Below are 11432 nucleotides of genomic sequence, written 5' to 3'. Positions count from 1 at the left end.
TTTTAGTGTGACACTTGCGTAAGTCCTACTAAATTAACAGCTAAAGTATTTTCGCTGATGTCTAATTCTTCTAAAAATTCATAAATATTTGATGATAAACTTGATTTTAGAGAAAAATTTGAGGTAGATTAATCAAAGTTTTAGTTTTTCGCGTTAACAAAAGAGGAAATCCTGTGAAAACATTAACTAAACTTATCATAAAGAGCGCGATCGCCGGGGGAACACTTATCGGTCTAGGTTTGCTTTCCGCACCCGCGCAAGCCATCTCACTCTGGAACTGGTCTTTTACTGGAGACGTTAACCAATCGGCATCAGGTACTTTCCAGACGGCAGACGTGACCCCAACAGCAGGAGTCACCTATTCTATTACCGGAATCACAGGCACGTACAACCGCGACTCTGTGGCTTATACAATCACGGGACTGAGTGGCTTTGCTAATGGGACAAATACATTCCAATGGAATGGCACTTCATCTTCCCCACTTTTGTCAAATACAGGTGGAATTTCCTTCAATACAACATCCGAGCCAGTTAATTTTTACTATAATAGTGGTGGCTATGGGGCCGTAGATGCTAAATTTACAAACTTCAGCGGCCGTGACGACTATATTGTTTCTAGTACCCTTAGCCCAGCAACCCCTGTTCCCTGGGAAACAGATGCTTTGCCTGTTGTGGGTAGTACCATTCTGTTTGGGTTGGGAGTTTGGGCTAAACGTAAATCTGCCAAGCCTATCCAAAAAATAGATTTTTAAGGGTAGTTCTAATGGATAATTGTTAATTTTCTGTTATCAATTGTCCATTTTTTTTAATTTCTGTTGATAGCCCTTGCTCTAATTCTTGTTCCGATAATCCTGTCAGGCTGACTACCTCTGCTAAGGTCATGCCTCGCTGTAAAAGTTGTTGAACGATTTCCAGTTTGCCTTCTAGTTTGACATCTTTATAAAATTGGGTTTCTTTGAACACCTTGATCTGCTAATTCTTGTAATCTTATTTTTACTTCTTCTTTAGTTTTTAATACTCCCACATAAATATATTTACGGTTTGAAGATAAATACGCATCAATAACCACTTTTCTAACTGCTGTGAGACTGTCTTTCTGTACATTATCAGCAATAAGATAATAATACCCATTCTGAGAAGGTTTTATATTTTCTGAAAATTGTGATAAACCAATTTTTGGTTTAAGTTTAGATGTGGTAGATTCTGATGAAATTACATTTACCGGACTTGGTTGAATTTGCGGTTTAGCTTTTGGTGTAGATTCAATAATGGGGATAACTGGTGATGAATTAGAAATACTAGGACTAACAACAGGTATTTTTTCTTCAGTTACAACAATGTTTTTATTATTAAGTTGATTCAATGCAGCAATAGCAAAATATCCTACAAGTAATAATATATTTAAATAAAGTATTAGTATAGTAACCCATACTACGTCTCTTTGGCAACTGGTTATACTATTTACTCCTAATTAAATTTAAGCTAAATATTACTTTATTTAATTAAAAACAAAAGTGCTTATGCACAAAAGATAATTCTTCACCCTGACTTCTAGCCATAACGCAAAGACTTTTTTAACAAACCCTATTTAGTAATTTTACCCATATAATTACCCCAAAGTTGTGCTGCTTGGGCGCTGCTGCCGGAGGTAGGTGAATTATTATCATTTCCTAGCCAAATGCCGGTGACAAGTTGACGACTAGGAATAAAACCAATAAACCAGAGGTCTACATTATCATTTGTTGTTCCGGTTTTACCTGCTTCGCCTAAACCAATAGCCGCGCTACGACCTGTACCACTAGTAATTACTCCCTGCATCATAGTAGTCATTTGATTGGCAACTGCTTTTTTTAGGACTTGTTTAGAACCATTTGGATCTGTATCGAAGGAATAAATCACCCGACAGGTTTCAAAATCTTTGAGATCCTTGCAATCACTACTATCACGAATTTTACTAATAGCATGAGGAGGATTCCAGACTCCACGATTACTAATTGCCCCAAATGCCCCGGTCATTTCTAAGACATTAACCACACTTTGACCTAACACCAAACCGGGTACTGCCTCAAGATTGGATTTAACACCCAAACGCTGCGCCATATCTACGACTTTATTCAAGCCAATTTCCTTGGCTACCCGCAAAGCAATGGGGTTTTCCGAAAGTGCCAAACCAGTGGCTATGTCTAAACTACCACCAGCACCAGCGCGACAGGGTTTATAGGTAAAGCCTTGCCAAGTTAAAGGATTGCAAGAATAACTTTTATAGGTCGAAAACCCTTTTTCTATAGCCGCAGCGTAGGCAAAAATTTTAAAGGTAGAACCCGGTTGTCGTTGGGCTTGAACGGTGCGATTAAACTGGCTTTTTTTGTAATCAGTCCCGCCTACCATAGCGACAATACTCCCGGTTTTTGAGTCGAGAGTCACCATTCCTCCTTGGGAAAATCCAAAACTCGAGCCTGCTTTGGTGACGGAATTTTTTAACTCTGTTTCGGCTTTGGCTTGGATAGCTGGATCAAGTTGGGTTTCGATGATATAGTTTCCTTCTCTGGCTGCTGCTGGACCTAGTCTTGATGTGAGTTCTTGAAAGACGTAATCATAGAAATAGGGGGCAATGGTTTTGGCTTGCCTTTCGCAAACTTTGGGGCTAACTTGAACTGTAGAACGGCGAGCGCGGTTGGCTTCTTCTTGGGTAATTTTGCCCATTTCTAGTAGTCGTTTAATGACTCGATTGCGGTAGTCGGCTGCACCGAGTTTCCGGGGACCACTGCCACAAAAATCGAAGGCATTGGGGGCGGGTAAAATCCCTACTAAGGTGGCTGCTTCCGCTAGGGTTAATTCTTTGGCGGATTTGTTAAAATAATATTTGGCTGCATCTTCAAAGCCGGAGGTGTCTGCACCTAAGAATACCCGATTTAAGTAGGTTAGTAAAATAGCGTCTTTGCTGTAAAAGGTTTCTAGTTTGAGGGAGACGACGGCTTCTTTAACTTTCCGCCCTAAAGAGTCTTGACTGCCTACATATTCCCGGAATAAACTTCGAGCTACTTGTTGGGTAACTGTACTTGCCCCTTGTTGAACGTCACCGCTACGACTGTTAATCAGTACGGCTCGTAATACTCCTAATGGGTCTACGCCAAAGTGCCAATAGTAACGACTATCTTCGGAAGCTACAACCGCAGCAGCTAAATATGGGCCAAAGTCTGATATTTTTTTCAGGTCTACGTGGGCGATATTACGGGGTTCACGGAGTGGGGTTGAGCCATCACGGGCATAGACAACGACAGGGGCGCGAGTGGCTGTAGGTAGGGGTCTAACGGAAAATTTCAGCCATTCTGCACCTATGGCTAGGGCAATTAAGGCTGTGACACCACCGACTCCATAGGCTGTCCAGGTGGCAGCTTTGACGTACCAGGCTGGGGGGTCTATGTATTGAATACTGACGGCATCAGCTAGATCCTGTGGTCCTAAGTTAATGATATCTCCATGCCGCAGTTCTAGGGTATTTATCCGCCTTTTGCCAAGATAAATACCGTTGGTGGAGTTTTCATCTTTGATTGTGAAAACGGGGGTGTTTTGGGTGGAGTCCCGCGATAATGAGAGGTGAACTGTGCTGACAAGGGGGTTACGGACGACGATATCAGAGGATTTTGAACTCCGGCCTATTATATAGCGATCGCCTAATAAATCATATTCTTCTTCTTGGTTCCCGCCGGCATCATGGACCAATAGTTTTGGTACTTTCGCATTGGGTTTGAGCTTCATGGAGAAGTTGACTCTAGCATGAATGGTGCTGACTGCTTGAGTTACTTGACCAAGTATAGTTTTTGGCTTTTGAGGAGGTTGGGGAGAACTCATAAACAATTGCAAGTTAAAAGTTAAAAATTAACGGGGAAGTGGGGGAATTGCCAAAAGAAGAATTAAATTTTTTAATGACTTGGTGTTTTTTGCCATGAGGCAATTAACAAGCAAACTATACCAATACTAATAAAAGAATCAGCCAGATTAAATACGGCAAAATTAATTAACCGAAAATCGAGAAAGTCAACGACATACCCTAAGATAAATCTATCAATACCATTACCCATTGCTCCTCCTAAAATCAACCCATAACCCAGTTGCTCCCAAAAACTTAACAATGGCCCAAATAATGCAATGGTGATCAATACTAAACTAACACCCAAAGATAGCCAGCGTAACCATTCTACTTTGCCACTTAATAAACTAAAGGCTGCACCTGTATTAGTAACATAGGTAAAATGAAATATCCCGCTCAACAGTGGTAGTGTTTGTCCTGGGCTAAAGGTCTTCACTACCCAGTATTTTGTCAGTTGGTCTAATACAAATGCTATAAAAGCAGCAATCCAGAAGAAGCGATTTTTTATACGCATGATAAATTTGTCAGTTGTCGGTTGTTCTTTGTCAGTTGTTTTTTCGGCGTTGCTGAGTAAAAGTATGATTTTATTTCACGCAGAGACGCTCCAGGCGCAGAGAGTAAGAGTTTGAGAGATGGAATTTTCGACTTTCATACCCCAATTCACCAACGCCGTTTTTTCTTGCTACTGACCACTGACCACTGACCATTGACCATTGACCATTGACCATTGACTAATAAAACATTATATGTCGTAGCACATAAGCTACTATGGTGACGGCACAAACAACCACTAGTTGTCCTGGTAGTGCAAAGCAGGAGTATTTCAGAATAGCTTGAATCAGGGATAGATTGTCTGTTCCTCTCCAGGGTAAGAGATAACTCATGATTAAATAAGCAATACCGCAGATGTGAACGGTGAATAAGCCACAAAGACAACTAAACGCTAGAGTTTCTAGCCTAGGTCGAGCTTTAAAGGCTAAATATCCACAAATCCAAGCTCCGGGAATAAATCCTAGCAAATAGCCAAACTGAGATAGTTTAACATAACCGATACCGCCTCCTTCGGCAAATACGGGTAATAAGGTTAATCCCATGACTAAATAGGCAATTTGCGAGAGCGCACCAGCATTTTGACCTCCTAAACAGCCTACCAGTAGGACTGCACCAATTTGATAGCTGACACCTAATGAAAGGGTTTGAATTCCGTGCTGACTCCAGTTCCAAGGTGCGGTAACACCATAAGCTTCCAGGAAAGTACCACCCATTGTAAGGAGCAAGCCTATCATAGACCATAGCAGTTGATTCGAGGCAGCAAACATTGATTAGGTGCAAGGGTTAATTAACAGTAGGTGCAAGGTCAAGAAGTTTGCAATTACACCGTCATTCTCACCAAGGAGAAAGATGGAGATGATCATGCTTTTTGTCCTCTTTTTCAGGGCTGTCATTCTCAAGGAGATACTTTTGAAGAAGCGATCGCTAATATAACAGAAATTGTAAAATTATACATTGAAATTCTCCTAATGGATAATCAACCTATCTTTAAGAAGATGTTTGACAAGTTTTCAGTGAATATAATTACGCTATCACCGATACCTTCTCAACTCAAATAGGATTGCTCTACTTAAAATCAGTTTCATGAAAAATCATCGCCTGATAGTTTCAATATCTGTATTAACAGTAGTAATTAGTCTATCAGCTTGTGGAGAAACTAACTCAAAGAATCCAATTATGAGTGAGTCTCCTGGTAAAACGACAAATACAACTACTTCCAATTCTAGGAAACTAGATTTAGGAGGTAATATGGAATTAATAGGTGCGGGTGCTTCTTTTCCTGCACCACTTTATCAAACTTGGTTTACAGAGTTAAACAAAAAATATCCCAATTTAAAAGTTAATTATCAGTCTGTGGGTAGTGGTGCAGGTGTTGAGCAGTTTACCCAAGGAACAGTAGACTTTGGTGCTAGTGATGTAGCAATGAAGGATGAAGAGATTAACAAAGTTCCGGCGGAAAAAGGTGTGCTACTATTACCTCTAACTGCTGGTAGTATTGTCCTAGCTTATAATTTGCCAGAAGTTCCTCAACTCCAGTTATCACGAGCAGTTTACACTGATATTTTGTTGGGTAAAATTAAATTCTGGGATGATCCGGCGATCGCTAAAGTCAATCCTAATATAAAATTGCCAAAAGAGGAAATCAAAGTTATTTATCGCGCTGATGGTAGTGGAACTACGGGTGTTTTCACCAAACATCTTAGTACCATTAGTCCAGAATGGAAAACTCAAGTAGGTGAAGGTAAAAGTGTAAAATGGCCGATAGGAGTTGGTGCTAAAGGTAATGAAGGTGTTACCGCCCAAATTCAACAAACTCAAGGTTCTATTGGTTATGTAGAATATGGCTATGCTAAGGAAAGTAAGCTCAAATTTGCATCTTTAGAAAATAAATCCAACCAGTTTGTTTTAGCTTCTGAAGAATCAGCATCTAAAACTCTAGCATCAGTAACTTTACCAGAAAATCTGCGTGCTTTTATTGCCGACCCTGAAGGTGCAGAATCCTACCCAATAGTAACTTACACTTGGATTCTCGCCCATAAAAAATATACTGATGCCGGCAAAGCTAAAGCAATGGAAGCAACTATTGAGTATGCTTTAACTGATGGACAAAAGATAGCTAGTGAATTAGGATATGTGCCTTTACCAGCAAATGTAATTGCTAAAGTCGCAGCAGCGGCTGATCAAATTAGTCCTGATTATCAAATTTCCGTTTCTCAAGGTAGGGGCGCAGGGCGCCCTTTCTCAGAAGCCAGAAGTGAGGAATCAGGAGAATGACTATAAACTTTCCAGAAGATCCATTAACCACGAAAAATCGTTCGGAAATAGATAGAAATTTAGATCGAAGCTTTATTTGGATAACTCGAATTTTTGCCCTAGCGATCGCTGCTATCCTATTATGGATTGCCTTGCAAATTACTACTAGTGCTTGGACAGCTATCCAAACATTTGGAATTAATTTCCTTGTTACCAGCAATTGGAATCCTGTTAAGAATGAATATGGGGTACTACCAGCAATTTACGGAACTCTGATAAGTTCTTTAATTGGACTGATTTTAGCCATCCCTATTGGTGTGGGAACAGCAATTTTATTGAGTGAGAATTTTCTCCCCCCCCAAGTAAATTTAGTCCTGGTATTTTTAGTAGAACTCCTAGCGGCTATTCCCAGTGTTGTTTATGGAGTCTGGGGAATTTTTGTGTTAATCCCTATGTTGAAAAATTTAGCAACATGGCTACATACTTATCTAGGTTGGTTGCCAATTTTTAGTTCTGCACCCACAGGTCCAGGAATGTTACCCGCAGGAGTAATATTAGCAATTATGATTTTGCCAATTATCACAGCTATCTCTCGTGATGCCTTGATTTCTGTACCTTCAAGTTTGCGTCAAGCGGCTCTAGGAATAGGTGCAACCCGTTGGGAAACCATTTTTCAAGTTATTATCCCTGCTGCCTTTTCTGGCATCGTCAGCGCGGTAATGTTGGCACTTGGAAGAGCAATGGGTGAAACAATGGCTGTAACAATGTTAATAGGTAATGCTAACAATATTAACATCTCTCTTTTAGCACCATCGAATACCATTTCTTCTTTATTGGCAAATCAATTTGCTGAAGCTAATGGGTTACAAATTGCGGCTTTAATGTATGCAGCTTTAGTTCTATTTATCTTAACAATGATCGTCAATATTCTGGCGGATTTTATTGTGGCAAGAGTGCGGCGAATTTAGGAATTTTAGATTTTAGATTTTAGATTTTAGATTAAAAATTTGGTATAGTTCCCCGTCTTTCAGAACGGAAAAATACTCGCTGCGCTGCGTACGCTTCGCTAACGTAAATCCCAAATTGCGTGACTCATACTATTGGTTAAATTATGAATTCTTTGTTTCCGCGAGGAAGCCTGACTCGTTCTCTTTCGTCTCCTCGAACATTGGTTAATATGGTCATGACTGGATTAGCTTTTGTCTGTGGAGTTTTGACACTGATTCCTTTATTGGCAGTGCTTTATTATGTAGTAATTAGAGGTTTTAGTAGTTTAGATTTCCATGTTTTTACACAGTTGCCACCTCCTCCTTTTGGTAAAAATGGCGGTTTTGGTAATGCCATTTTGGGAACGTTATTAATGGTAGGAATTGCTGCGATAATTAGTGTTCCTGTGGGTGTGTTGGCGGCAATTTATTTAAGTGAATTTAGTTATCCAAAAACTGCCAGATGGATACGTTTTGCTACTAATGTCCTCAGTGGAGTTCCCTCAATTATTGCTGGGGTTTTTGCCTATGGAATTGTGGTTTTAACCTTGGTAAAACTGCATTTAGGCTCTTATTCAGCCCTGGGGGGTGGATTCGCCTTAGCAATTTTGATGTTACCGATTATTGTGCGAACTACGGACGAGGCGTTGCAATTAGTGTCTCAAGATTTACGACAAGCATCTATTGGACTAGGAAGCACTAATTTACAAACTGTGATATTGGTAGTATTACCAACTGCATTACCTGCGATTGTCACTGGTTCTACTTTAGCGATCGCTCGTGCTGCTGGAGAAACTGCACCATTACTATTTACGGCTCTTTTTTCTTATTTTTGGTCTGACAGTATCCTCAAACCAACTGCTTCTTTAGCAGTTTTAGTGTACAATTTTGCCACTTCTCCCTATCAAACTTGGCAATCTTTAGCTTGGGCTGCATCTTTAATTCTCGTATTCATGGTTTTAATTAGTAGTATTATTGCTCGTTGGGTGACTAGAAAAAAGATTTAATTTATCTAATTAATTAAGTTGGCGTTAAAAATTGTCGTTATGGCAAGGGAACGGGTAATTGGTCACTAGTGAAAACTATTCTTCTTTCTTGTTGCTCCTGAACTCCTAACTCCTGACTCCTTCATCAAACCCGATTTTATGAATACTATCATTAGCACAATTAATGGAAATGAATCGGTTTTACGCACAGAAAATTTGAATATCTACTATGGCAATTTTTTGGCTTTACAAAATGTTTGGTTAGATATTCCTAAGAATCGAGTTACGGCTTTTATCGGTCCTTCTGGTTGTGGGAAAACTACCTTATTGCGATGTTATAATCGGCTAAATGATTTAATTGACTCATTTAAAGCCGAAGGTAAAGTTTATTTCTATGATAAAAATATCTATGCACCGAATATTGATCCTGTAGAAGTGCGAAGACGCATTGGTATGGTGTTTCAAAAACCCAACCCCTTCCCCAAATCAATTTATGAAAACATTGCCTTTGGTGCGAGAATTAATGGCTACAGAGGTGATATGAATGAATTGGTGGAATGGAGTTTGCGAAAAGCAGCTTTATGGGATGAAGTCAAGGATAAATTGCGACAAAATGGGTTATCCTTATCTGGTGGACAACAACAGCGTTTATGTATTGCCCGGGCGATCGCTGTGCAACCAGAAGTTATCCTGATGGATGAACCATGTTCTGCCCTTGATCCTATCTCTACTGCGCGAGTAGAAGAACTAATTCACGAACTCAAAGAACAATATACAATCGTCATTGTCACCCACAATATGCACCAAGCATCACGAGTATCTGATAAAACCGCGTTTTTTAACGTTAAAGCCTCAGACACAGGTGGACGAACTGGCTACTTAGTAGAGTACAACTCAACCGAGGCGATTTTCAGTCATCCTCAACAGGAAGACACCAAAGCTTACATTAGCGGTAAATTTGGTTAATTCTTTTATCGAAAATTAACTTAATTTGAGCATCTATGTTAACCTTGTGGCTGTAATCCTTGATTTAAGGTGATTTAGAAGTTATTAGATACTAACTTGTTGCCAAACATGATTTTAAGAGCAGATTAATTGTGATGAATATAGCTAATTTCCCGTGGCTGACGACGATTATTTTATTTCCCATAGCCGCATCACTACTCCTTCCCATTATCCCAGATAAAGATGGAAAAACCGTGCGCTGGTATTCTCTCATCGTGGGGTTGATAGATTTTGTCCTAATTGTCTGCGCTTTTTATACTGGATACGATTTCTCTAATCCCGATTTGCAACTGGTGGAAAGTTATCCCTGGGTTCCCCAATTGGGTTTAAATTGGTCTTTAGGGGTTGATGGCTTATCCATGCCTCTGGTTCTCTTAACAGGATTTATCACCACCCTGGCAATCTTAGCAGCTTGGCCTGTAACACTAAAGCCGAAATTGTTTTATTTCCTAATTTTGGCAATGTATGGTGGTCAAATTGCCGTTTTTGCCGTCCAGGATATGCTGTTATTTTTCCTGGTGTGGGAACTGGAACTTGTCCCCATATACTTCCTTTTGTCAATTTGGGGAGGGAAAAAGCGTCAATATGCAGCGACTAAATTTATTTTGTACACCGCTGGTGGTTCGCTGTTTATTTTGCTATCTTCCTTGACAATGGGATTTTATGGCGATACTGTAACCTTCGATATGCGATCGCTGGCCTTAAAAGATTTTGGACTCAATTTACAACTTTTACTATACGCCGGCTTCCTGATTGCCTACGCTGTCAAGCTGCCTATCATTCCCCTCCATACCTGGCTACCAGATGCCCACGGTGAGGCTACAGCCCCCGTCCATATGTTACTAGCAGGTATTTTGTTAAAAATGGGTGGTTATGCCTTAATTCGCATGAATGCCCAAATGCTACCCGATGCCCACGCTTACGTTGCACCAGTGTTAGTAGTTTTGGGGGTAGTAAATATCATCTACGCTGCCTTAACGTCCTTTGCCCAAAGGAACTTAAAACGGAAAATTGCCTACTCTTCAATTTCCCACATGGGCTTTGTTCTCATTGGGATTGCCTCTTTCACCGACTTGGGTTTAAGTGGGGCAGTTTTACAAATGGTTTCTCACGGCTTAATTGGGGCAAGCTTGTTCTTTTTAGTCGGTGCAACTTACGATCGCACCCACACCCTCATGTTAGATGAAATGGGTGGTGTCGGTAAGAAAATGCAAAAGATTTTCGCCATGTTTACAACTTGTTCAATGGCTTCTTTAGCATTACCAGGAATGAGCGGTTTTGTCGCCGAATTAATGGTATTTGTCGGTTTTGCCACCAGTGATGCTTATAACTCGACATTCAAAGTTATTGTCATTTTCTTGATGGCTGTTGGTGTGATTTTAACGCCAATTTATCTACTTTCAATGTTGCGCGAGATTTTCTACGGACAAGAAAATGAAGAGTTAGTTTCTCATCAAAATTTGATAGACGCTGAACCCCGCGAAGTCTTTATCATTGCCTGTTTGTTGATACCTATTATTGGTATTGGCTTTTATCCCAAATTGCTAACCCAAATGTACGACGCTACAACTGTACAATTAACAGCAAGATTGCGTGATTCTGTACCAACCTTAGCAGCAGCCAAAGCAGTGCAAAATCTCTCCTTGAGTGCGCCAATAATTGGTAATTAATTTGTAAGTACAACTGGGGTGGGTTTGATACCTAAACCCCCTGTGGTTGCCCCAAATACCGGGGTAGGCACGGGGGCGCTACCCCTACTACAATTGTTCCAATAAAATT

The 11432-nt window shown here is 40.3% G+C and carries 12 protein-coding genes; 7 read left to right on the top strand and 5 right to left on the bottom strand.

Going from position 1 to position 11432, the window contains the following annotated elements:
• Window positions 1-173 precede the first annotated feature (173 nt).
• The gene (locus CA730_RS24265; RefSeq protein WP_157749945.1) at window positions 174-752 is read left to right on the top strand and encodes a hypothetical protein; all 579 of its coding nucleotides are present in this window, start codon (window positions 174-176) and stop codon (window positions 750-752) included.
• A 22-nt stretch (window positions 753-774) separates the two neighbouring features.
• Here CA730_RS24265 and CA730_RS09410 read toward each other — a convergent pair whose 3' ends face one another.
• From CA730_RS09410 to CA730_RS09390, 5 genes are all read right to left on the bottom strand, one after another.
• On the bottom strand, window positions 775-963 hold the full coding sequence (locus CA730_RS09410; RefSeq protein WP_096666679.1) for a hypothetical protein: 189 nt from the start codon (window positions 961-963) through the stop codon (window positions 775-777).
• The gene (locus CA730_RS09405; RefSeq protein WP_096666676.1) at window positions 938-1363 is read right to left on the bottom strand and encodes a hypothetical protein; all 426 of its coding nucleotides are present in this window, start codon (window positions 1361-1363) and stop codon (window positions 938-940) included. Before CA730_RS09405 ends, CA730_RS09410 begins: the two co-directional genes overlap by 26 nt.
• Window positions 1364-1584: 221 nt before the next feature.
• Complete coding sequence (locus tag CA730_RS09400) at window positions 1585-3852, bottom strand: transglycosylase domain-containing protein (RefSeq protein ID WP_096666673.1); 2268 nt, start codon at window positions 3850-3852, stop codon at window positions 1585-1587.
• Between the two features lie 71 nt (window positions 3853-3923).
• Complete coding sequence (gene lspA / locus CA730_RS09395; protein ID WP_096666670.1) at window positions 3924-4385, bottom strand: signal peptidase II; 462 nt, start codon at window positions 4383-4385, stop codon at window positions 3924-3926.
• A gap of 217 nt (window positions 4386-4602) precedes the next feature.
• On the bottom strand, window positions 4603-5190 hold the full coding sequence (locus CA730_RS09390) for a biotin transporter BioY (RefSeq protein ID WP_096666667.1): 588 nt from the start codon (window positions 5188-5190) through the stop codon (window positions 4603-4605).
• Between the two features lie 30 nt (window positions 5191-5220).
• Between CA730_RS09390 and CA730_RS09385 the strand changes: the two genes are divergently transcribed.
• From CA730_RS09385 to ndhD1, 6 genes are all read left to right on the top strand, one after another.
• On the top strand, window positions 5221-5481 hold the full coding sequence (locus CA730_RS09385) for a type II toxin-antitoxin system HicB family antitoxin (protein ID WP_096666664.1): 261 nt from the start codon (window positions 5221-5223) through the stop codon (window positions 5479-5481).
• Window positions 5482-5506: 25 nt separating this feature from the next.
• Window positions 5507-6697, top strand: a complete 1191-nt coding sequence (gene pstS, locus CA730_RS09380; protein ID WP_096666660.1) for a phosphate ABC transporter substrate-binding protein PstS — start codon at window positions 5507-5509, stop codon at window positions 6695-6697.
• The gene (gene pstC / locus CA730_RS09375) at window positions 6694-7644 is read left to right on the top strand and encodes a phosphate ABC transporter permease subunit PstC (protein ID WP_096666657.1); all 951 of its coding nucleotides are present in this window, start codon (window positions 6694-6696) and stop codon (window positions 7642-7644) included. Before pstS ends, pstC begins: the two co-directional genes overlap by 4 nt.
• Before the next feature lie 143 nt (window positions 7645-7787).
• Window positions 7788-8669, top strand: a complete 882-nt coding sequence (gene pstA / locus CA730_RS09370) for a phosphate ABC transporter permease PstA (protein ID WP_096666654.1) — start codon at window positions 7788-7790, stop codon at window positions 8667-8669.
• Between the two features lie 138 nt (window positions 8670-8807).
• Complete coding sequence (pstB, locus tag CA730_RS09365; RefSeq protein WP_096666651.1) at window positions 8808-9614, top strand: phosphate ABC transporter ATP-binding protein PstB; 807 nt, start codon at window positions 8808-8810, stop codon at window positions 9612-9614.
• Between the two features lie 134 nt (window positions 9615-9748).
• Window positions 9749-11323, top strand: coding sequence for a photosynthetic/respiratory NAD(P)H-quinone oxidoreductase subunit D1 (ndhD1, locus tag CA730_RS09360; RefSeq protein WP_039201134.1), 1575 nt, complete (start codon window positions 9749-9751; stop codon window positions 11321-11323).
• Window positions 11324-11432: the final 109 nt, after the last annotated feature.

Origin of the sequence: Dolichospermum compactum NIES-806 (genome assembly GCF_002368115.1) — a bacterium.
Taxonomy (GTDB): domain Bacteria; phylum Cyanobacteriota; class Cyanobacteriia; order Cyanobacteriales; family Nostocaceae; genus Dolichospermum; species Dolichospermum compactum.
Note: the sequence above shows the minus strand (reverse complement) of the source record. Positions and strands in the feature narration are given on the sequence as shown.